22 protein-coding genes and 3 tRNA genes are annotated in these 22605 nt (G+C 51.9%); 8 read left to right on the forward strand and 17 right to left on the reverse strand.

Annotation, left to right across the window (positions count from 1 at the left end):
* Positions 1-16: 16 nt before the first annotated feature.
* The 3 genes from ABJI30_RS14020 to ABJI30_RS14030 are packed head-to-tail and all read left to right on the forward strand — an operon-like array spanning position 17 to position 1814.
* A complete protein-coding gene (locus ABJI30_RS14020; protein ID WP_348017310.1) occupies positions 17-289 on the forward strand; it encodes an acyl carrier protein in 273 nt (90 codons plus the stop codon).
* Positions 286-996 (forward strand): hypothetical protein, encoded by a 711-nt coding sequence (locus ABJI30_RS14025; protein ID WP_348017311.1) that lies wholly within the window; start codon positions 286-288, stop codon positions 994-996. Before ABJI30_RS14020 ends, ABJI30_RS14025 begins: the two co-directional genes overlap by 4 nt.
* Entirely contained in the window at positions 993-1814 is an 822-nt protein-coding gene (locus ABJI30_RS14030; protein WP_348017312.1) for a hydrolase 1, exosortase A system-associated, read from the forward strand. Before ABJI30_RS14025 ends, ABJI30_RS14030 begins: the two co-directional genes overlap by 4 nt.
* Here the strand turns inward: ABJI30_RS14030 and trxB are convergent, their stop codons facing one another.
* From trxB to ABJI30_RS14050, 4 genes are all read right to left on the reverse strand, one after another.
* On the reverse strand, positions 1815-2780 hold the full coding sequence (trxB, locus tag ABJI30_RS14035; RefSeq protein ID WP_348017313.1) for a thioredoxin-disulfide reductase: 966 nt from the start codon (positions 2778-2780) through the stop codon (positions 1815-1817).
* Positions 2781-2972: 192 nt separating this feature from the next.
* Positions 2973-4160, reverse strand: coding sequence for a mannonate dehydratase (gene uxuA / locus ABJI30_RS14040; RefSeq protein WP_348017314.1), 1188 nt, complete (start codon positions 4158-4160; stop codon positions 2973-2975).
* A 25-nt stretch (positions 4161-4185) separates the two neighbouring features.
* Entirely contained in the window at positions 4186-5463 is a 1278-nt protein-coding gene (locus ABJI30_RS14045) for an Nramp family divalent metal transporter (RefSeq protein ID WP_348017315.1), read from the reverse strand.
* 134 nt (positions 5464-5597) lie between these two features.
* Positions 5598-5674: transfer RNA gene (locus ABJI30_RS14050), tRNA-Met, on the reverse strand.
* A gap of 174 nt (positions 5675-5848) precedes the next feature.
* On the opposite strand from ABJI30_RS14050, the gene ABJI30_RS14055 reads away from it, so the two are divergent.
* A complete protein-coding gene (locus ABJI30_RS14055) occupies positions 5849-7084 on the forward strand; it encodes an FAD-dependent oxidoreductase (RefSeq protein WP_348017316.1) in 1236 nt (411 codons plus the stop codon).
* 9 nt (positions 7085-7093) lie between these two features.
* On the opposite strand, the gene ABJI30_RS14060 is transcribed toward ABJI30_RS14055, so the two are convergent.
* On the reverse strand, positions 7094-7612 hold the full coding sequence (locus tag ABJI30_RS14060; RefSeq protein ID WP_348017317.1) for a 2'-5' RNA ligase family protein: 519 nt from the start codon (positions 7610-7612) through the stop codon (positions 7094-7096).
* 79 nt (positions 7613-7691) lie between these two features.
* A complete protein-coding gene (locus ABJI30_RS14065; protein WP_348017318.1) occupies positions 7692-8243 on the reverse strand; it encodes a peroxiredoxin in 552 nt (183 codons plus the stop codon).
* 172 nt (positions 8244-8415) lie between these two features.
* Here ABJI30_RS14065 and ABJI30_RS14070 point away from each other — a divergent pair, with 172 nt between their 5' ends.
* The gene (locus tag ABJI30_RS14070) at positions 8416-8847 is read left to right on the forward strand and encodes a hypothetical protein (RefSeq protein ID WP_348017319.1); all 432 of its coding nucleotides are present in this window, start codon (positions 8416-8418) and stop codon (positions 8845-8847) included.
* 26 nt (positions 8848-8873) lie between these two features.
* Here ABJI30_RS14070 and ABJI30_RS14075 read toward each other — a convergent pair whose 3' ends face one another.
* The 4 genes from ABJI30_RS14075 to ABJI30_RS14090 form a co-directional block, all read right to left on the reverse strand.
* A complete protein-coding gene (locus ABJI30_RS14075) occupies positions 8874-9605 on the reverse strand; it encodes a queuosine precursor transporter (RefSeq protein WP_348017320.1) in 732 nt (243 codons plus the stop codon).
* A gap of 321 nt (positions 9606-9926) precedes the next feature.
* A complete protein-coding gene (locus tag ABJI30_RS14080) occupies positions 9927-11906 on the reverse strand; it encodes a M1 family metallopeptidase (RefSeq protein WP_348017322.1) in 1980 nt (659 codons plus the stop codon).
* Positions 11907-12157: 251 nt separating this feature from the next.
* On the reverse strand, positions 12158-12301 hold the full coding sequence (locus ABJI30_RS14085; protein WP_348025450.1) for a hypothetical protein: 144 nt from the start codon (positions 12299-12301) through the stop codon (positions 12158-12160).
* Positions 12302-12800: 499 nt separating this feature from the next.
* On the reverse strand, positions 12801-13205 hold the full coding sequence (locus ABJI30_RS14090; RefSeq protein WP_348025451.1) for a hypothetical protein: 405 nt from the start codon (positions 13203-13205) through the stop codon (positions 12801-12803).
* 385 nt (positions 13206-13590) lie between these two features.
* On the opposite strand from ABJI30_RS14090, the gene ABJI30_RS14095 reads away from it, so the two are divergent.
* A tRNA-Arg gene (locus ABJI30_RS14095) sits at positions 13591-13667 on the forward strand.
* Positions 13668-13681: 14 nt separating this feature from the next.
* Here the strand turns inward: ABJI30_RS14095 and ABJI30_RS14100 are convergent.
* Positions 13682-14506: an NUDIX domain-containing protein gene (locus ABJI30_RS14100; RefSeq protein WP_348017325.1), complete on the reverse strand. Its 825-nt coding sequence runs from the start codon at positions 14504-14506 to the stop codon at positions 13682-13684.
* A gap of 110 nt (positions 14507-14616) precedes the next feature.
* Between ABJI30_RS14100 and ABJI30_RS14105 the strand changes: the two genes are divergently transcribed.
* The gene (locus ABJI30_RS14105) at positions 14617-15204 is read left to right on the forward strand and encodes a DUF4126 domain-containing protein (protein ID WP_348017326.1); all 588 of its coding nucleotides are present in this window, start codon (positions 14617-14619) and stop codon (positions 15202-15204) included.
* A 19-nt stretch (positions 15205-15223) separates the two neighbouring features.
* Here ABJI30_RS14105 and ABJI30_RS14110 read toward each other — a convergent pair whose 3' ends face one another.
* From ABJI30_RS14110 to ABJI30_RS14120, 3 genes are all read right to left on the reverse strand, one after another.
* Positions 15224-16636, reverse strand: a complete 1413-nt coding sequence (locus ABJI30_RS14110) for a HAMP domain-containing sensor histidine kinase (RefSeq protein ID WP_348025452.1) — start codon at positions 16634-16636, stop codon at positions 15224-15226.
* 8 nt (positions 16637-16644) lie between these two features.
* A complete protein-coding gene (locus ABJI30_RS14115; protein WP_348017328.1) occupies positions 16645-17364 on the reverse strand; it encodes a response regulator in 720 nt (239 codons plus the stop codon).
* Positions 17365-17468: 104 nt separating this feature from the next.
* Entirely contained in the window at positions 17469-18077 is a 609-nt protein-coding gene (locus tag ABJI30_RS14120) for a hypothetical protein (RefSeq protein ID WP_348017329.1), read from the reverse strand.
* A gap of 360 nt (positions 18078-18437) precedes the next feature.
* Here ABJI30_RS14120 and ABJI30_RS14125 point away from each other — a divergent pair, with 360 nt between their 5' ends.
* A complete protein-coding gene (locus ABJI30_RS14125; RefSeq protein WP_348025453.1) occupies positions 18438-19172 on the forward strand; it encodes a hypothetical protein in 735 nt (244 codons plus the stop codon).
* Positions 19173-19307: 135 nt separating this feature from the next.
* Here ABJI30_RS14125 and ABJI30_RS14130 read toward each other — a convergent pair whose 3' ends face one another.
* The 3 genes from ABJI30_RS14130 to glpD form a co-directional block, all read right to left on the reverse strand.
* A complete protein-coding gene (locus tag ABJI30_RS14130; protein WP_348017331.1) occupies positions 19308-20480 on the reverse strand; it encodes an MFS transporter in 1173 nt (390 codons plus the stop codon).
* Positions 20481-20842: 362 nt separating this feature from the next.
* Positions 20843-20916 (reverse strand) — tRNA-Gly (locus ABJI30_RS14135).
* 69 nt (positions 20917-20985) lie between these two features.
* Positions 20986-22506, reverse strand: coding sequence for a glycerol-3-phosphate dehydrogenase (gene glpD, locus ABJI30_RS14140; protein WP_348017332.1), 1521 nt, complete (start codon positions 22504-22506; stop codon positions 20986-20988).
* Between the last annotated feature and the right edge of the window lie 99 nt (positions 22507-22605).

Raw genomic sequence — 22605 nt, forward strand, 5'->3', positions numbered from 1 at the left:
GAATCGGGGGTTGTAGATGTCGGAAAATATGGATTTGTCTCCGGACGCGGCCGTCCGCTCTGTCATGCAGGATATTTTGGGTCTGAGCGAAGAGCAAGTGGCCGGGTTCACGCCGGAAACCGAGCTTTTCGGAGCCCTTCCGGAATTGGACAGCATGGCAGTCGCCGGCCTCCTGACGGAACTGGAAGATCGTCTCGACATCATGATCGAGGATGATGAGGTAGACGGCGAACTGTTCGAAACCTTCGGAAACCTTGTTGCCTTCGCCGAAATGAAGGTTGCTGAGTGAGTACAACACTCGACTTTTCGAGTTACCCATTTCGCGAGAATAGTGAATATTGCCTTCGGGCTGGCAGCGAGCACGACCGCTGGATACTTCTCATCCCTCCCCTGTTCGACGAAATGAACCGGACCCGGCGAATGTTGGCCGACCTCATGAGAAATCTCGACTTACAAAACATCGGTTCGATCCTCCCGGATTTGCCAGGTACCAATGAAAGCAGATTCCCTCCTGCACAGGCAAATTTTGAGATTTGGCGCGACGCATTGCGATCTTGTGTGGATCAATTTGGCGAACCTGTCGCAGTCGCATCATTTCGAGGCAGCTGTTTGATCGATGACATTGATAAATCAGTCAAAAACTGGAGATTGGCGCCGGTAAAAGGTCAAAATCTGTTGCGGACCCTGATGCGCACGCGGGTGGCTTCTGACAAGGAAGAGGGAAAACAAACAACATTGGCGGAGCTAACGGAACAAGCGCAGAGCCAGTCAATAAATCTTGCAGGCAATCAAATCGGCCCCGCACTGTTTTCCAATCTTCAGGCAGCTCAACCTCCCGAGTTGGAGAATATCCGCACGGTCCGTCTTGAAGGCGATTCCAAACCGGCTGATACGCAGATTTCTGGCTCTCCTCTCTGGCTCAGAGCCGAGCCTGACAGTGATGAAGCGCTTTCCGCCGCCATTGCTGGCGATCTTGTGTCGTGGACAGCGCAATGACTCGCACCTTTCACCGTTTTTCATGCGAAGGCGCCCAATTGGCAGCCACACTGGATTCCGGAGAGCAACCGGTCGGACTGCTGATCGTCAGCGGCGGCAACGAGATCAGGGCGGGTGCACATGCCGGAATGGCACGATTGGGCCAGGCCATTTCCTCTGCAGGCTATTCAGTCTTTCGTTATGATCGGCGCGGTATCGGTGACAGTGACGGAACAAACGCAGAATTCGAGGGTGCGGAGTCTGACTATGCGGCCGCGATCCGACACTTTCGGACCATTTGCCCGCATGTAACCAAGATAGTGGCATTTGGAAATTGCGACGCTGCGACAAGCATTGCTCTGTTTCAGAACATTGTGAACGTGGACATGCTCGTTCTCGCCAATCCCTGGGTATATGAATCGGCAGATTTACCGGATAGCAGTCCATCCTCCCCTCCCCCTTCCGCCATCCGCGCCAGATACTGGGATCGCCTCAAGAATCCTCGCACGATACTGGATGTTCTCGGGGGCAAGATAAACTTCAGAAAGCTATTTAAAGGTCTCAAACAAGCCACACAAAAACAAGAAAATGGTGAGCTGGCAATTAAGTTGCATAAGGCACTGCTCGGAATCGACAAGAAGACCGAAGTTCTGATCTCAAGCCGAGATACAACTGCAAGAGTTTTCCTCGCGGCATGGCAAAGTAGTGATTTTTCCCGCGCCCGCAAAAACAGCAACATAACCGTGCAAACTATCGATAGCGCATCCCACAGCTTCGCCGATGAAAAGTCGAAAGCCTGGTTGGAAAAAAGGCTTTTGGCCGCCCTGAAGAGCTTCTGATTACTCCGCTGCGATCAATGCAAATTCCTCTTCAGCAAGGAAACGTTCTGCATCAAGTGCGGCCATACAACCGGTTCCTGCGGCTGTCACTGCCTGACGGTAGACATGATCCATAACGTCTCCGCAAGCGAACAAGCCGGGAATTTTTGTCTTTGGGGTTCCGGGCTCTACCTCAATATAACCGCCGTCAATCAGGTCCAGATGATCCTTGAACACTTCCGTTGCCGGTGCGTGCCCTATTGCAACAAATGCTCCATCGGTTGCCAGATGCGATTTCTCGCCTGACTGCGTATCAACCAGATCGACGCCAACCAGTCCTTCCGGATCACCACCGCCAACGAATTTCTCGACCGTCTTGTTCCACAAAACATTGATTTTGGGATTGGCGAACAGCCTGTCCTGCAGAATCTTTTCCGAACGCAGGCTGTCCCGGCGATGGATAAGTGTCACATCATCACTATGATTGGTCATATATAGCGCTTCTTCAACCGCAGTGTTTCCGCCACCGATCACGACAACCTTCTTGCCCCGATAGAAAAAACCGTCGCAGGTCGCGCAAGCCGACACACCTTTGCCGCCCAATTGTTCTTCACCTTCTACGCCAAGCCATTTCGCCTGAGCTCCGGTTGCGATGACAAGCGTATCGCCTTCATAGACATCCCCGCCATCGCCAATGAGCCGAAACGGACGTTTGGAAAAATCAACATCGACTATTGTATCAAATATCGTGCGCGTTCCGACCTTCTCAGCCTGTGCATGCATCTCGTCCATCAACCAGGGGCCCTGGATCACATCCCTGTAACCGGGATAGTTTTCCACATCCGTCGTGATCGTCAGCTGACCGCCGGGCTGAAGGCCCTGGACAACAATCGGTTCCAGGCCTGCGCGTGCGCCGTATATTGCCGCCGATAGACCTGCGGGGCCCGAACCCATGATCAACATCTTGGTACGATATGTTTCTGCCATCTGCTTTTCCGTTCTGTATCTGAAGCGAATCTTTGTTCATTCCAGATAGGGACTGAAACAGGGGTCAGGCAAGAGGCAAACAGCCAAGAATTGCTATGGTTTACAAAAGCGATAATTTGGCAGCGGAGTCTGGCTTGAACCCTTTAGACTTTGATCTAAGCACGATCAGTTTCTGATAGACGGCGCAGCCAATCAATTTGCATCCAGGGCCAATATTGCCTTTGTCACTCCGCGTATCTCGGCAAGACCCTTCATCCTGCCAATGGCTGAATAACCGGGATTGGATGCGCGGCTGACATCACTCATCATCAGATGGCCGTGATCAGGGCGAATGTAGATCTCACGTTGCAATGTCACTTCATTCTCCAGCAGATTGCGTATCACCTTGACCATGTCGATATCGCTATCCAGATGGCTGGCTTCATAGAAAGAACGCTGTTCCCCGGGATCTCGGGTTACACCGCGCAGATGCGCAAAATGAATGCGTTCGGCAAAATCTTTCGCCATTTGCGGCAAGTCATTATCCGGCCTGCTGCCATATGTGCCGACACATAATGTTATACCATTCGCTGGACTGGGAAGCGCATCAAATAGTTTGTTGAGATCCTCGGCGGTACAAATGACACGGGGCAAGCCAAACATATCCCACGGTGGATCGTCGGGATGAATGGCAAGTACAACGCTGACCTTTTCTGCATGTGGCAAGACCTGACCCAGAAAACCAAACAGATTCTGGCGCAACCGGGCGTGATCGACAAGGGCATAGTGCTCCAGGGCACGACGGAAATCGTCGAGCGTATAAGCATCCGTCATTTTGCCCGGAAGGCCAGCGATTATTGTCTGAGTCAAACCGGTAACGTCTTCATCAGTCATTGCGTCAAACACACGTTCGGCACGAACAAATTCATCTTGCGAATAATCATTCTTCGCATTGTCACGTTGTAATATGAACAGGTCAAAAGCTGCAAACTGATCCTGATCGAACCTGAGAGCAAAAGCTCCATTGGGCAGTTGATATTTCAAATCCGTGCGCGTCCAGTCAATGACCGGCATAAAGTTATAGCATATGGTTTTTATGCCCTCCGCTGCAAGATTGTTGAGTGTTTCAATCCAGTTATCAATATATCTTTCATAGCCGGGCGCAGCCAGTTTGATATCTTCATGAACAGGAATGCTCTCAACTACCGTCCAGCGCAAAGGCGTCATCGTGGAGTTGTGCTCTTCAATCAGATTTTTGTGGGATTTGATGGCTTCACGAGACCATATCTCCCCTATGGGAACATCGTGCAAAGCGCTGACGATATCTGTCGCACCGGTCTGACGAATATCTGCCAGACTTACGGGATCGTTCGGCCCAAACCATCTCCACGATTCACGCATGATTGTTTCCTTCTCCGGACATCAGCTAGCCCGCTATCATAGCTAGCAAACCCTGAAAGCCCATATAGCTGGTCACAAGGGAAAACAGGAATATCAAAACCAGGCAAAAATTCATGAACAGACCATGGCGATATTCGCCCATCAATTCGGTCTTGTTACCCAGATAGGCTATACAGGCTACTGTCGCTGGCAATACGGCCACATTCAAGGCTTGAGAAGCAATCATGACGAATAGCGGACGCGCTTCAAACAAGGGCACAACCAGTCCCAGCAGCGAGATGAGAAATACCATGACCCGATATTTCGGCAATGTCATTTCTCGTGCGGAATTTTGATAGTCACAAAGCAGCCATGGCAGCATCAGGACATTGGGAAATTGCGAAGAAACACCCGCCGCGATGATACCTATCGCAAAGATCGAAGCTGCCAGAGGTCCGGCCAACGGTTCCAGCAGGCCAATCATCTGGGCCGGACGATCCAGACCGACACCTTCTGCAAACAGCGATCCGGCTGCAGCAGCCATGATGGCGGTGCTAATCACAAACATCATGATGACCGCAAATAACGCATCGCGGCGCTGCTGCTTGTCATCCTTGATCGTCCAGCCAGCTTCTTTGACCAAGGTGGTGCGAATGATGAAAAGCCCGGAGAATAAAGTGGTACCGACCATCGAAGCAATTAGCAGCAATGGCCCCTGGCCCGCAGCCTGTCCGTTTGGCTGGGCTTCAGGAATGGCGGGAACGGAAGGCACAAAGCCTTTCAAAATATCCACCGGAGGCGGCATCATCAGGAAAAAATTCAGAACAAAACTCGCAGCCATGATCGCGACAATGACGGCAAGCGCACGTTCGAAAACCTGGGTTCGCCCGTTCCAGAAAATGATAAAAACAAGGCTCACAAAAAATGCGGCCCAGTAGATCGGAGCTAGACCGCCCGGGATAAACGTTCGCGACCATTCGTAGCTGATCTCGGCGACAATGCCCATCACGCCCATCACGCTTCCCGCGACCCCAACCGTAAGGGCGACGATGAAAAATATGCCCACAAAAGGGTGTATGTGTTTGCGAAATGCCTGAAGCGCGGTCTCACCGGTGACTAGCGTATACCTGCCATAGGCACCAATCATGATATAGGTTGCCGCGCAGGAAATCAGCACCGTCCACAATAGCGACATGCCATAAGTTGCACCGGCCTTGGCCATTGTCGTGACGCTACCTGTCCCGATGTTAAAACCCAAAAGGAAGATACCGGGCAGAAACAGAGCAAGTTTTTGCTTGATTCCTGTGCCTGATGACGATGTCATTTGCTCTTCTCCCCTGAATTCCCGATGCCAAACTCAACACACCGCACTTATTCCCCATAAGCTGCGGGTGTATTTTGGACTTATATCGGACCAGCGGTTGAAACGACCTGGGCCAGGATCGATACATTATTTTCTGGTAGCGGAGGAGGGACTCGAACCCCCGACACATGGATTATGATTCCACTGCTCTAACCACCTGAGCTACTCCGCCACAATATCCGGAAGCAATGCATGATGCTTCAAAATTTCATGGATCGCGGCGCTATAGTCATAGCGTCTTGATCGGTCAACAAGTTGCCGCTGATTTTCTGCTTAAGCTTGCAACGAGACCATCTTCCGCGCTAACGCTCTAGCCCGCGCCAGATTTGGTGCAAAGGGGCGTGAAATGAACAAGCATTACGACATATTGATCGTCGGAGCCGGCCATGCCGGTGCACAGGCCGCCATTGCGCTGCGGCAACAGAAATTTACCGGTACGATAGGACTGATGGGTAACGAAAAATACGCGCCCTATGAACGGCCCCCGCTATCCAAGGAATATCTCGCCGGAGACAAGCCGTTTGAACGCATCATGCTCCGCCCGGAAAGCTTCTGGGGTGAACGTGATATCGAACTGCTAACCGGACACAGAGTGGCGAAAGTCGATCCGATGGGTCAGCAGGTCACGCTGACATCCGATGAAGAGGTCGGATTTGGAAAATTGATCTGGGCAACCGGCGGGTCTCCCCGCATGCTGGATTGTCCCGGCAATCAGGCTCGGAACATTCATGCCGTTCGCTCGCGTGCCGATGTGGACAAGATCATGGCCGCCCTGCCCACCACTGAAAACGTCATTGTCGTCGGAGGCGGATATATCGGGCTGGAAGCGGCAGCTGTCCTCACAAAATTGAACAAAAAAGTGACAATAGTGGAAACACTCGACCGCGTGCTTTCCCGAGTGGCGGGGGAAACGCTATCCCGTTTCTACGAAAACGAGCATCGTGCACAGGGTGTAACGATTGAACTGGAGGCCATGGTCGAATCGTTCGAGACCAATGATGAAGGAATGGCGACAGCTGCCAAATTGACTGATGGCCGCATGCTGGCTGGAGACATGTTCATCATCGGTATCGGTATTATCCCGGAAACCGGCCCTCTGGTGGCTGCAGGCGCAGCCGGAGGCAACGGCGTCGACGTGGATCAGCATTGTCGCACCAGTCTTGAAAATGTCTACGCCATTGGCGACTGCGCACTACATAGCAATCCGTTTGCCGGAGGAGCACTTATCCGCGTTGAGTCTGTCCAGAATGCCAACGATCAGGCCAAGGTTGCCGCTCTCGATATCATGGGCGAGGAATGCGAATATAATGCCGTTCCGTGGTTTTGGTCGAACCAGTATGACCTGAAGCTTCAAACGGTCGGGATTTCGGCCGGATTTGATGATTGCGTCGTCAGGGGAGATCCCGAGAACCGCCAGTTTTCGGTGGTGTATTTCAAAGATGACAAGGTTATCGCTCTCGACTGTGTCAACAGCACCAAAGACTATGTGCAGGGACGCAAGGCTGTCGTTGAGGGACTGGAGCTCGATCGTAAAGAACTCGCGAATCCGGAAATACCGATCAAGGAAGTTGGTCTGGTCTAACGCCAGGGTTTAGCGGCCCCGGAACGTCCATTCGCCGATTTCCTGCCAGGGTCCATCCATATAGTAGTGCAAGCCCAGGCCCGTAATTTCAAACGGTCGCGGTTCGAATTCTGCAGATAAGCTTTGCAGCAGGCTCTTTGCTTCTTTCGGGGTTACCTTGTTTTGTACCGTTACATGCAAACGAGGGGTCTGCTGATCTTGTGCGACAAGCAAGCCATGAAACATTTCGGCAAGGTTCATGCGCATTGCCAGTAATTGAGGTGACTCGATCTGATAGGCGACCCCGCGGCCGAGATGTAGGAGGCCTCGTAAATGCGCATCCGGCGGGCGGTGTTCCCTGCACAATTCTTTGACAGCCTCCCGGATCTCCGAGAAAGCCTGCGGCGGCAAGTGATGGAACAGGGTAACATGCGCCGCAATCACATTGCGTTCGACTGGAAAATGGCGGCGACGCATGCGATCTGCCCACGCAAAATCAGCCTTCCCCATCACAGCCGTCATGATAATCGGCTTGTTCAATTCCTTCATCCGCTCTGTCTATCGCAAAGCGTAGAAACCGCGAACGAAATTTTCGCTCGCGGTTTCCAGGGGGATTATTGTGAGAGATTTATGCAGCTTTTTGGATAGCTCCATTTACATCCAGCCACGCCAGCAGATTTTCAGGTGCGGTTTCCCCATAGGGATCATTGTCAACGCCATCGTCGTTGATACCAGGTTCTTCAAACCATGCATTGATCACCCCATCATCGGCAATCATCGCATAGCGCCAGCTGCGATCTCCAAAGCCGAGATGGTTTTTCTTGATGAGCATGCCCATCCGCCGCGTGAAATCACCAGAACCGTCGGGCAGTAGCTTTACGTTGTCGAGATTGAGCGACTTGCCCCATTGGTACATGACGAACGCGTCATTGACCGAGATGCAATAGACTTCGTCCACGCCTCTGGCCTTGAAGTCGTCGAAAAGCCGTTCGAACGCCGGGCACTGTTCGTTGGAACATGTAGGGGTGAAAGCTCCGGGCAGCGAGAAAACCGCGATCCGCTTTCCGTTGAACAGTTCCTGTGTATCCACATCCTGCCAGCGGAAAGGGTTTGGACCTTCAACATTTTCGTCACGAACACGGGTACGCAAAGTGACTTGAGGAATATTTCTACCGATCATTATTTAACTCCATCCATTTGATGCGAGGCTGCTAGGCGAAACCTTCTAATCTATAAAACAGATTAAATTCATTTTAGATATTCAACAAACCGATCAAATTGGGAGTTCTCTTGAAACTATCCTGATCACGGTGCAAAACACCGTGATCGACAATGACTTTGGGGGAGGCAATATGGAAAACTCGACAAAAGCACCCATGTGGTTCTGGGCACTGGCGATTATCGCCCTGATCTGGAATGGACTCGGCGTAGGAGCCTATTTTCAACAGATGCTGATGAGCGCAGAAGATTTTGCCGCACTGCCTGAGCTTCAGCGAAACCTGCTGATTTCGCAACCATTCTGGGCAACCGCAGCTTTTGCAATTGCGGTTTTTGCCGGTTTTGCCGGCGCGATCACCATGCTTATGCGAAAACGGATTACTGTTCGGATCTTCATCCTGTCATTTGTGGCTGTGCTCGTTCAGATCAGCAGCTATTTCATACTGGATGGCTATCTCGAATTTATCAGTTCGCAAGGCTGGACAATGCCGATCCTCATTCCGGTTTTTGCGCTGGCATTTATCTTGTTCGCCCGAAAATTCGAGAAAGACGGCATACTGTCCTGATCAGACGATCCTGATCCGAATTCCAGCTATGTCGAGGTGCTAAATGGCGTGAAGTTTGTCTTTTCGTCATAGATATCGACGCCCTCACGCTTTTTGAGCCAACCGACAACCGCATAGGTTACCGGTGTGAGAACTGCTTCCCACAAGACTTTCAGCAGCCAGTTTGTGGCCATTACTGTCAACACAGCGGAAGTTTCCCATACACCCCAAAAGGCGAGTGGATAAAAGATCAAGCTGTCGACACCCTGCCCTACCACGGTTGAACCAATCGTTCGCGACCACAACATCTTGCCCTGGGTCCAGACCTTCATCCGGGCCATGACATAGCTGTTCACAAACTCGCCTGCCCAAAATGCAACGATCGAAGCGGCCACAATACGGGGCACCTGACCAAATACGCTTTCATAGGCGGCCTGCCCTTCCCAGCCATCAGCAGGCGGCAGCGAGACGACGACCCAACTCATGAAAGCCATGAACAGCATCGCCGCAAAACCGGCCCAGATCACTCGCCTGGCGCGGGCATAGCCATATACTTCCGTCAATATGTCGCCAATCACATAGCCCAGCGGGAAAAACAGGATTCCCGCACCGTAGATCCATTGTTCGCCGCTTATCGTGATGAAAGTTGGTTTGGCCGCTCCAATGATATTGGACAGCAGCAAAACCGTGACGAACGCCGCCATGATAAAATCGAAATAGCGGAATTGATGGCCAGTCTGACTGGCGGCTGTGGTGCGTTTGACGGGTTCATTGCTCATCACACGAAGACTAGAGCGTTCGCATATATTATCAACATTATATGCTATTCGTCACTTCGCGGTTTGCAGTGGTCTTGCCCCGAATAACTCTCAAAAATCTCGCACGCCTCTTTGTGATCAATTAACTCGAATGATGAAACGGTTTGCACTTCGAGCGAAAGGCCTTTTTCCGATTGGCCTGTAACTCTCACATCAACTGAAACATCAAATACAAATTGCCCCATTTTATCGGTCGACTGCTGCTGGAGTTGAACCTTATACATTTTTCCCAAAGTCTCAGCGTCAGGTGAAATATCAAGGCCAATGAGAGACAATTTGCAGTCAGTCTGACAGCGCGGTTCCCGCAGATGTCTTGAATAGAAGTGTCTTGTCTACATTGCCACGCGTATAGGCGTGATAGCTGCTCCGTGTTTCAGCATAGATACGCTGAGCGATCGGCTTGCCCCACTCAGTTTCGTTGAGTGCTGTGAACAAGGGGCTGACGAACTTGTTGCGCCCCACTTTCGCCAAAAAGCGTTCAGCCTGCTGAACGGCCGGGCCGTATTCATTGCGTAGCGCCACCTCCAGCCACAAAAACAACACTTCATTGTTGCCAGTTTGCGAAAGCTCCAGGGTCGCGTTTAGTGCTGCCAGTTGCTCGTTGGACAAGTCCTGAGGGAGTTCCTCAAGGAAACGTCGCTGCTCTGCCGCCGTCCAGTCACGCCAGACCTCGATATCGGGCAACGTTCCCACATTCGCATAAGCTGCAACCGCGCTGTCTACTTCGGCAAAAGCCTTGCTGTCAGGCTTCCAGGCGTTTTCCGGCAGGCCGGTGCCATAGACCCATGCGTCCAGCATCAATCGTTTTTCCAGTTCAGCATCGTCACCGATCAGCTTCTTGCGCAGATCAGCCAGGAACATTTCGGATGTCACTGGCTCGAATGCGTGACTGTCAAACCATTGGGTCAGCCAGGTATCAAACTTTTTGCGGCCGATGATATTCTCCACTGTGCGCAGGAATACTGTCCCTTTGTCGTAAATCGCGAATCCCTTCGTATCGAATGGGCTTGTTGCATCCGGTGTGCGCATGGCTGTGACGGGACTGTCTGAGCCGACTTCCTGGATACCGTCGACCAGGCCGGCATAGCTGAGTGCATATTCCTGCTCGGCGCGTTCTTTGCCATAGACTTCCTCAACGATACGGTTTTCGAAATAGGATGTGACCCCCTCGTTCAACCATCCATCGCGCCAGCTCGAATAGGTGGTCAAATTTCCGGACCAGCTATGTGCCAATTCATGAGCAACCAACCCGTTGTTAGAGCGATCACCTGCAATGAACGTCGGTGTGAGAAAGGTCATCACGGGGTTTTCCATACCGCCATAGGGAAAGGCTGGCGGCAGGATGATCATGTCATAGCGGCCCCAGCGATAGTCACCGAACAATGCAATACCGGCGTCGATCATCTCTTCTGTATCGCCCACTTCTTGCGCGGCAGCTTCGATGACTTCGGGCTCTGCCCATACACCTGAACGCGGGCCAAGCTCGCTAAACTGGATGTTGCCCGCTGCAATAGCGATCAAATAGGGAGGGACCGGATTGTTCATCACGAAGCGAAAGTTATGACGGTTCTCGCCCTCTGGTTCGGGATCGCCCTGAATCACACCGCTCATGACGACATTCAACGGCTCGGGTGCCGAGATGACCGCTTGCCATGTCTGACGGATTCCAGGGCTGTCCTGGGTGGGAATCCAGGCACGGTTATTGATCGCCTGCCCTTGGCTGAAGACGAAAGGATGCGTGCCGCCAGCTGTCTGCTCCGGACTTAACCACTGCAAGGCCTCGGCTTGGGGAGCAGACATATATTCGACCACGATCCGGTGTGTTGCGGCAAATTCGCCCTCTGCCAGTTCGGCGCCTCGCTCCAGCTTCTGTGCCGGAAGCTGGATGGTAAAGGGTTCGCCCTTGCCTTCGACAGTCTCTCCAAGATCAAACTTCAGTGCATTGCCTGCCTCATCGGTGACCGCAGAGACGCGAAGGCCATTGGAGTCGAGTATAATCTCGCTTGCCAGATCCGCCGCCAGCACATCTAGAGTGGCCGTTCCCCCGATAGTCTTCTCATCGAAATCCAACGCCAGATCCATGTCGATATGTGTCACGCGTGCCTCTTGCGGCTTCGCAAAAGTCTGATCATCAAACGCTTCTTCACTTGTCAGAATCGGCGCGATTTCACCCTGTTTAGCCGTGTCCTGCGAGACCAGACCACCGCAGCCGGCGAGGAGGAACAGAAACGGTGCTAGAAGAAATGAGACGTTAAAGCGCATAGGGATATCCTGATTAGCGAGAATTTTGAGGTGATTTACATGATACGGGGCCGCTTGCCAGCCCCCGATCTAACAATCTGTTCCCCGTGAGCATTTGATAGACGGGTCTTGCGAGGAGCAAACGTCCGGATCGTTTTGGCTTTTCCAAATTATTCTTGTCCGCTTTTGCGCCCATAACGTACACTAGCGGTATGACCGCGATATCCCGAAAGCGGACATTAGCGCCTTTGGTTTAGCTTATGCTCTACGGCTTACTCTTTTTGCCGTGCGAGCTTTCGAATACGCTTTTCTCGCCTTCTGATCCACTTCGGATCATCCGTATTCATGGGGTCATCTAGTCTGCCCAGATATTCATCCGCGATTTCATCCAGTTCTTCAACGGTGTAGGTGCTCATGCCATACACGCCGTCCATTCGTCCCTGACCAATTTTTGGAACTTATGCTCTCCGTTCGATCACAATGAGATCATTTTTGTGCCGATAATAGTTCCAACGAACATCGATCGCTACTTTAGTCATCGTCACGTTTCCCGGAAAACCGCATTTTGACGAAGTAAAAGCCTAGCACCGGAATAGGCCAAAGTAGTGCCAAGTAGAGGATGAAAACCGTGGGTTCGGAGAAGTAAGTCCAATACTCATCTGACGTTATGGGCGATTGGGGATCTGTGCAGATGAGGCAGCCTGCGTCAATCGCAAGAACTGTTACCCAAATGAATAAAAGCAAATAGAGCAATCCATACCCCTTCACTACTCGCATTAGCCAATCAGGAAACTTGTTCATAAATCAGAAGTACCCTGTTTTGCATCGATAGCAAACGTCAGCGAAGTGTCCGCTATATCCCGAAAGTGGACACTAGGATTAGCGGTTGTTGATGACGACAAGTGGCCTACTGACCTAGAACCTAGCCCTGTAGTAAACGCGAGAGGCTCTTGTTTGGCGGTCCTTTAATTTGAACGTTTGATCCGAAGGCACCCGGTGGCCGCAAATTTCTAAAAGCTTTGATTTCGAAGCGAGTGGTAGCAAATATTTGGACGCTCCGCCAACATCAAGATTGGATGCTTTCTCCCGCAATTCCTCAAGCTCCTTGTAATAGCGATTGTTGTCGTAGATCGCCAGTTGAAGCTTGCAGAAAAGCGAAACATAGGTCTCGTTTGGACTCAATAGCTCGGGCAATACAGCTAAGCATTCTGTATAACGGTCCCGGGCTTCTTCATGTCGGCCTTCCTGAGTCATCAAACTCGCATCAAAAGCCATGAGATCATGGGGCGGTTCGTCCTCTAACGAGAGTGCTATATCCAAACACACTCTTGCCTTTTCGTACCGTCGGCTGCGACCCTTATAGTAACGGGCAAGATATACGTTTAACACGTACTTTAGTCCCTCAAAAAGCGTCTGAATTCGCATCTCAACATTATGATAGCTATCGAGGTAGTTGGCAACCTAGCAGGAATGTCTGCAATTGGAGTGATAGCCGACCGACAGCTTCTACTTTTCTAGTGTCCGCTTTTGCGCCCATAGCGGCCCCTGCGGTTGGAAAAATTTCTTTTGTATAGGTTAAAAAGGGCGCGAGATCTTTTTTGGAATTATTTGCATCGAAATTTGCCCGCATTTTGACAAAACAACCGTGTCGAGATCATATCGAGGTTGACGCTTATCAAGCTCGGTGACAAAGGATTTCTGGCGCGCGCCCGTAGCTCAGCTGGATAGAGCGCGAGACTTCTAATCTTGAGGCCACAGGTTCGACTCCTGTCGGGCGCGCCAACTTTTCGTTCTCTCTATTTGCTGAAACCGCGTTGTACGGCATCCATGGCTTCCGAAGTCACCGGATATCCAATTCCCTCCGGGATACACAGGTGCATTGTCTCTCCGCGCTTTTCCAGTGTCGGGGAAACCATGGTCACCGGGTATTTCGCAGCATGTTGAGTCGCTTCGTCGAAAGACTGAAACTGTGCGAGCCGTTCCAGATTGCGCTTTGTCGGGAAAATGATTTTGACTTTTCCGGCGTCAGCACGTTCCAAAACGGTTTGGGCGCTGCCCCAGAACAGATTGTAATTTTCAGTTTCATCAACCGTGGCTTCCGCACCGTGATCATCATGCGAAATCATGTAGAAGCGGGTATCAAACACTCTTTTTTCTGCAAACGGCGGACACCAGCGCGTGAATGGGACAAGTTTATCCAGTTCGAGATGCCAGTCCATTTGATTGCAGATGTCCGACAAGATCGTTCCGTCATGCAGCGCGGCACGTGCTTCAATAACGCGCTTAGCGGCAAGATCGCCATCTACCGCAACGGCTATTCCCGTTTCTTCAATGGATTCTCTGATCGCCGCAATACGCGCACCAAATTCATCGGCATCGTCATGTCCCAATGTCCGCGCATAATCAAAATCTGCATCATCTATGCGCCCGCCCGGAAATACGGCGGCTCCGGCGGCAAATGCCATTTTGGATGATCGTTCGACCATCAGAAGATCCGGAGCGACGCCATCTGCCTGGTCACGAAAAATAATCAGCGTCGATGCAGGAATGGGTTTCGGCATCGGCTTTCCGGTCAGCGCATCAGTTTCCGGAGCTTTGAGATGATCAGTTTTTTCGGTCATAACTTTATATGAAGAGCAAATGCAGTCTTTGCAAAGGTTTCATCGCCTATGTTCATCAAAACCATATCTTCAGATTTGCGTTCCGGAACCTTTCATGCCAGTTCTGGTGCATGGGAATTGTAGAACTGCTTGGACTTGCGGGAAGCGTAAGCTTGTTATCGGGCTGGCGCTTGTACCTGACGGTTTTCGTCACCGGACTGGCGATGAAATTGCAGTGGATCAACCTGCCGGAAAATCTGCAAATGCTGGATGCGCTCGCAAATCCGTGGGTGCTTGGCATTAGCGCTATTGGCGCATTGGCAGAATTTTTTGCCGACAAGGTCCTCTGGCTCGATAGTGTCTGGGACACCATTCATACCGTCATTCGGCCGTTGGGCGGAGCATTGCTGGCGCTGGCAGTTGTTGATGCGAGTGATCCGTCATGGCAGGTGATCACTTTTCTGTTGGGTGGCGGGGCAGCGTTGATGAGCCATGGGGCCAAGGCCGGTGCCCGCGCCATCGTCAACACCAGCCCGGAACCGGTCAGCAACGCGGTTGTGTCAACCGGCGAAGATATCGCGACCGGAGGACTCTTGATACTTGCCTTTGCGAACCCGGTGGTGGCACTGGGGATCGCCACAGTCCTGCTCCTGCTTTGCATGTTCCTGGTCTACAAGGGCTATCGGCTCTGGCGAAAGATTGTTTCGAGCGGCAGCTAGATCAAACTGAAAGCCAGCCTCAATCCCCTGCCTGTATGTCAGGAAGAATGAGCTTTGCGCGCAATCCGCCTTCAGGCCTGTTTTGCATAGTTACGTCACCGCCATGATCTCTTGCAATGGCGCGCGCGAGTGTCAGTCCAAGCCCGGACCCACCTGTAGATTTGTTGCGGGAGTGTTCAGCGCGAACAAATGGCTCAAACATGGACGGGATTTCCTGTTCGGGGATACCAGGCCCCGTATCATCCACATTGATACACAAATTATCCTCGGTTTTATCCACAGATATGGATGCATTTTCGCCGTATTTTATCGCGTTGCCGATCAGGTTACGCAGCGCCCGGCGGAGCAATACAGCGCGCACATTTACAATATTTCGGTCACCACGGACATAGGTCGCCGGAAGTCCCTGATCCACAAATTCGTCGACCACTGTTTCAATCAACGCGCGAATATCGGTAGCTTCGCTGGATTCTCCGGACCTGCCCAGACGCGCTAGTGAGAGAATATCATCAAGCGTCCGGTCCATATCCTCGATAACCGCGATCATGCGTTCGCGCTCGGCATCATCATCTACCGTTTCTACCCGAACACGCAGGGCCGCCAGCGGAGTCCGCAAATCATGCCCGATTGCGCCCAGCATCACATCTTTCTCATCAAGCATCGATCCAACACGATCATTCATTTTGTTAAACGCCACAATCAACCGGCGAGTATCGGGCGGACCACTCTCCTCAACGCGGTCGCGGCGGCCGGGTTGAAAATTATCGGCAACACCGGTCAGTTCCCTTAATGGACGCGAGATATATTTTCCGATCCAGATCAGCGGAATCAGCAAGATCAGATACAGCACCACGGTCTGGACAAGCAACGACCGCAGCACGCGCGGATTATTATCTCTCAAAGCGGATGCAATGCTGATCCAGCGCCCATCAGACAGCTCGACGGAGAGCACCACATATCCGCTGATTGAAGGGGGTTTCCGCTCCCGCCCCATCGGCCTGCCAATTTCGGATGCAAGGCTGCGGCCGCGCCGGTCTCCGATCACGCTGCGTGTCAGTGCTTCGGGAATTCGCAAAGTCTGCATCGCCCGAATTGATTTCACGTCGGCACCAAGATTCTGGAATGCAAGAACAGCGCGTTCTTCAATCCGTGGTAATCGGATGGCTTCCGGCAGAACCGGCGGACCGTCCGATACCAGCGGCAAAGCCCCTCTGTTCCGTCGCCGGTTTTCGCGGCGCGTTCTTCGTTCTTCATACCGGGCATTGTCCATCCGCTCCAGTTCGCCGGCAATGCGCGCCGCAGCTGCAACAGATGCGCCAAACAACCTCTGATCCTGTGCACCTCGGTAGAGAAGGAATATGTTGACCGACTGCGCAATCAGCAACGTGAATGCAACAAGCAACAGCAGCTGGCCAACAAGGCTTTTGGGCATCAGCCGTTTCATAAGGTCCGGACCGTTCCGGCCAGAACATAACCGCCACCCCAGACTGTTTTGATGATTTCCGGGTTTTTCGGATCTGCTTCAATCTTGCGCCGCAAACGGCTGATCTGATTGTCGACCGCGCGGTCAAAGGCGTGCGCTTCGCGACCCTGGGTGATATCGAGCAGTTGATCCCGGTTCAGCACCTGCCCTGCCCTTGACAGCAAGGCGAGCAGCAGCAGATATTCACCGCTGGACAGCGGGACACTTGCTCCCGCTTCATCGATCAGGTTGCGCTGGTCCGTCTTGAAGGTCCAGCCACTAAACTGAAACACGGCGCCTGCATCGGTTGAGACTTTCGATCCATTGCCCTGTACCCGGCGGAGCACAACCTTGATGCGCGCAACCAGTTCACGCGGGCTAAACGGCTTGCTGATATAGTCATCTGCTCCTAGCTCGAGGCCGATGATGCGTTCGGTTTCTTCCGTTTTGGCACTGATAAATATGACCGGAATGTCGGTTCGCTCGCGTACATATCGGCAAAAACTCAATCCATCTTCTCCGGGCATCATGATATCGGACAAGACGATGTTGAATTCAAAGGCATTCAATAATGACCGGGCAGCGCTTGCATCTGCGGCTTGCTGAACCCGAAAGCCCTGTTTCGAGAGATATTGAGCCAAAGGCTCACGAAGCGATGCTTCGTCATCAACCAGCAAAATGTGCGCTTCATCAGACATGCGTTCTGCCTATCACAGGTTGAAAAAAAAGGAACGGATCGTCGGTCCATTAAAGGGAGGGGATAAACCGACGACCCGTTCGCTCAAAAAGAGTGGTTCAGGGATTAACCGCCTCTCTTGTTCCGATTGGCCTTGCGCGCATCGCGGGCTGCCTTGCGCTCCGCTTTGGTCACAACACCGTCGCCATTTGCATCGGCCTTGTCAAAGCGCGCCATGGCCGCAGCCGTGAATTCGGCCTTGCTGATCATCTGATCACCATTGGTATCCGCACGTCTCATCATGCCGCGACCGCCTTTGCCGCCGCGTTTGCCGCGCATACCCTTGCCACCGCGTTTTCCACGCATGCTCTGCATTTCTTCCTGGCTCAAAGTGCCATTGCCATCAGCATCGGCACGTGCAAACCGGGCCGCCTTGCGTTCAGCACGGGCCTGTTCCATCTCTTGCTGTGATACTTCACCATCGCCATTGGCATCCATTTTTGCAAAGCGCGCTGCCTTGCGGGCAGCACGATCAGCTTTGGAAAGCTGGCCATCGTTATTCGCATCCATTTTAGCGAACCGCTTGTCGGCAGCGGCGGTAACTTCGGCGCGGGTCAATTGACCGTCACCATTCGTATCTGCCCGCATCATTCCGTGGCCACCGCCAGCAGCAATTGCTGCGCCGCTGACCAGAAGAAGGGCTGCTGCACTGGAAAATAATACTGTCTTTTTCATGTTTCTCATCCTTGGTACTTAAGGGGAAGTGATCGTGTTCAATCACCATGAATCATGTTCTAGGACCCATATGTCCCGCAAATTTGTCAGAATAGAAGTTAATTGTCGCAATTTGTAACAGGTGACGCGGGTTGTTCATGTAATTGCAAGATCGTCGTGCGGTGTCTTTAGTTTTGCCGATGTCGGCTGAGGGCGCAACAGGGGAGATTCAGCAATAGGAGGCGGTCACCTCACTTTCGAACAGTTCCGTGGCGACTGTGGCACGAGCAACCTATTGGACAATGCGTTGTCCGAGATGGTAAGTTGGCTTCGACCGAGGCGAATGCCATCACCCGCATGGATTGATCGGAGGGAAATTCATTGCGTTCAAGAAGATCTTACCTGTTCTTTGCAATCATGGGCGTGTTGTTCCTGGCGATAGCGGTAGCGGGGTTCGGTCCATCTTTTCTCTTGCCGCTCTTGGATGGAAATTTTGAATTTCCGTTCGCCGTTTTTGTTCATGCTGGCATTATGTTTGGCTGGCTGGGGTTGTTTATAGCACAGGCTGTGCTCGCCAGCGTTGGACCGAGACGGCTGCACAAACATTTCGGGACAGCATCCCTCATATTGTTCCTAATGATCATGGCTTCCGGCGTTACGCTTTCCATTGCCAACTTTCTGGAAGACTTACCACAGCCGATAGAAGCGCGTCTGGATAGCATCTTTTTCCTGCAGTTGTGGACGTTCGTTTTGGTACCACTATTCTTTTGGCTTGGTTACCGGGAACGGAGGCGTTCTCCAGAAAAGCATATGCGCTATATGCTGCTGCTTACGTTTTTCCTCATCGAAGCAGCGGCCAGCCGGATAACTTTCCTGCCGGGAATGGCGGACGATGAGACCTTTATCTACGCGCAATATATATATCTTGACGCGATCTTGATCCCGCTTTTTGTCTACGACTGGAAGCAATTGGGGAGAATATCTCCAGCCACCTTTACCGGGTGCGGCATTTTATTCTTCTATCAATGCACCGCCATGGCAATGTGGGGCAATGAGCAATGGCTCAAAGTAGCCGATACCCTAGACAACTGGCTTAGCGTTCACTGGCCGATATAGACCTATGGCTTGGAGCTAGGTTATCTCTCCGAATTCGCGTTTCTGAAGATCTGACACACAACAGTCGCTATCAAACGAACAGCTGCCAATGTCCGCTTTGGGCGCAAAAGCGGATATTAGAACTTGTAGGTGAGGTCAATCGCGGGAATTGCTCAATACAATGGACATCAATACCAGTAAGGACCCCAAAAGAGCGAGGCCGGCGCTTCCCAAAAAGGCTTGAGCTCGGAACATTTGCGATAACCACCCAAAACTTGTTAACGCACAAATCGCTATCGCCGATTGTAACACAACGAAGAAACTCTGAGCTTCTGCCGCAATCTCTTCATCTGTCCAATCAGCGATAAAATTTGTGCACGCTAGAAAGCCGAGTGCATAAGTGAAAGCATGCAAGATTTGGGCAACAACAAGTGCCTCAAATCCAGGTTCCAGTGAAAGAAGCGTCCATCGAAACACCGCAACCAAACAAGATACGAAGATCAGCAGACGCGCAGAAAAACGGCGTGCAAATTGTTTGAACCCAAGAAACATTAGTGTTTCAGCCAAAGCGCTTACACCAACCAGAACACCTATCGAAAATTCAGACAAGCCTTGCTGATGCCAGAATAGTCCGACAAACCCGCTCAACAAAAAATGCGTACAATGTACCAATGACCAGGCGACCAAAGGTAAAACGAACCACGTTTGTCGAATGTTGAAGCTAGGTTGCCGTATTTTTGGAGATACAGTTTCTGAAATGGACGCTCTAAACTTTGGGAGCCCGAGAGCAGCAGTGCCCCGCAAAATCGAAAAACCTATAAATAGCGGTAAAAATGCCCGAACGCCGTATTCGGACAACAACAAGCCCGATAGGATGACCACTAAAAGATAGCCGACAGTTTTCCACGCATAATACAGACCAAAATCATTTCCCCTTCGGCGGCTCATCCGAAGAGCCGCGGCATCGGTAACCGGCAATAATGCCATTTGCGATGTGACCGCCAACGTCCAGATAATGAGAACACTCCAGAAGCCTTGAGCAGCAACAAGCAGGACTGGCAGTAACGCTGAAATGATGGCTCCGCGTACAATCACTGTTCGCCAGTCAGTTGCTCGGTCAGCCAAGCGGCCAACATATGCTCCAACAATGAGAATTAGCGCCACCGGTGCAGCGAATATAATACCGGTTTGGCCGGGAGTTATGCCTATCGAGTTTAGCCATATTCCAGCGAAGGCATTCACTACGCCAACGCTCATAGCTTGAATAAAGTAGAAGAAGCTTACGCGCATTTCTGGCGTAAGTGAACGAGATTTATTTTTGAAGAACATGCTGAGCACCAGAAATAATCGACGAGCGTCGAAGCGTCTGTAGATCACCGAAACTCTAGCGCCATAAATTGCGCCAGTGAGTTGATCCGGTGGGTTAATCTATTTCTGAATCATTCATTTCGCATGATTTTGCGTAACAAATACACAAACAACTGGCAAGCGATCATCAGGTTCCGATGTTTCAGTGCGGTACCGTTCGAATTTGGGCTTCCGGCTGTTTTCTAATGTCCGCTTTCGGGATAAAGCCGTCATTGCAAATTTGGATCCCAAGGCCTTCTGCCATGGTTACACCGCACAACTTCGCGACCATATACAGTCCACAAGGGCACAACTTCATCGGTTCGCGAAAAATTTCAGGGGATTGGAGCGGGTGAAGGGAATCGAACCCTCGTCGTAAGCTTGGAAGGCTTCTGCTCTACCATTGAGCTACACCCGCCCATCTTCCTGAAGATGCGCCTCCATCGGAAGCAGCGCCGCTATTGCCACCGACAATGGCGCACGTCAATCAGGAAACCGTCTCGGATCGTTCTGATCGCGCGTTTCTGTCAACAAACCAGCTGGCCAATGCGGCTTTTTCTGATTCAGTCATATGCAGCCCCAGTTTCGATCGTCGCCACAGCACGTCATCTGCCGCCACCGCGAATTCATGTTGAACAAGCCACAGGATTTCCGCCTCAAACAAACCGGCGCCAAAATTCTGTCCGAGATCCTGTTCCGTTTGGGCCTCGCCCAGTATTTTTCTGGCATCCGTTCCATAGGCCCGAACCAGTCTGATCATCATTGCCTCGGAAACAAACGGCCATTGCGCCCGATAATTCTTGACCAGCTCGTCAAACTCATCCGGTGCGAAATCTCCACCGGGAAGCGACGCGCCTTTTGTCCAATCGTCTGTTTCGATGTGCAAAGCTGATTTCAACGTTTTCATCGCCTGCCGTGCGAGCACGCGATATGTTGTGATTTTTCCGCCGAAAACAGACAGAACGGGTGCCCCGCCAATGTCGTTATAGTCAAACACATAATCACGCGTGACCGTCGACGCAGACTGACTGTGATCGTCAAACAAAGGTCGAACGCCGGAATAGGTCCATAATATATCATCGCGGACCACAGGTTCACTAAAATATTCACTGGCTGCGGCGCACAGATAATCTGTCTCGCTATCACTGATCTCGGCTGGCCCTTCATCATAGCTCCAGGGCTGGTCCGTGGTTCCGATCAAGGTGTGTTTGCCTTCATAGGGAATAGCGAAGATAATCCGCCCATCCTTGTTCTGGAAGATGTAGCTGTGGTCGCCTTCAAACTTGCGCGCGATAACGATATGACTGCCTTTGACGAGGCGCAGCTTCGCCGCGTTGCTGCTCTGATCATAAAGTGCAGTCACCGGATCAACCCATGGCCCTGCCGCATTGATCAATACCTTCGCCTGCTCTTCACGCACTTGCTCGCCCGATTGCAGCGTCAGTGTCCAGCAGTCGCCTTCGCGTTCCAGACCGGTACATTCTGTCCGTGTCCGAATATCTGCTCCTCGTTCCACAGCGTCGCGCGCGGTCAGGGAGACAAGTCTTGCGTCTTCCACCCAGCAGTCTGAATAGGCGAAGGCCTTCTTCAACCGCTTCTGAAGCGTTTTTCCACGAGAATCATTGTGCAGATTGATACTCTTGGTTCCCGGCAGCAAAGACCGTGATCCAAGATTATCATACAGAAACAATCCCAGGCGCAGAAACCAGGCCGGTCGCATGCCTTCATCAACGGGAAGAACAAATCGCATTGGCCAGATAATATGTGGTGCCGCGCGGAGCAGAACTTCACGCTCCTGCAGAGCTTTGCGAACCAGGCTGAATTCATAGTGCTCGAGGTAGCGAAGGCCACCGTGCACCAGCTTGGTGCTGGCGGATGACGTATGCGACGCCAGATCATCACGTTCCACCAAAAGCACATTCAGTCCGCGGCCCGCTGCATCACGTGCTATTCCGACACCGTTTATGCCGCCGCCAATTATTGCCAGATCATACATAATGGCTGTCATATAGCTTCTTTCGGGATGTTCAATGTTGCAGTGCAATATTTCTCGAAGCACCTGCTTTCGCTTGCCTTTTTGACCCGGCAAACTAGCCTGAATGCGGAC

The organism is Parasphingorhabdus sp., assembly GCF_039968395.1.
Lineage (GTDB): Bacteria > Pseudomonadota > Alphaproteobacteria > Sphingomonadales > Sphingomonadaceae > Parasphingorhabdus.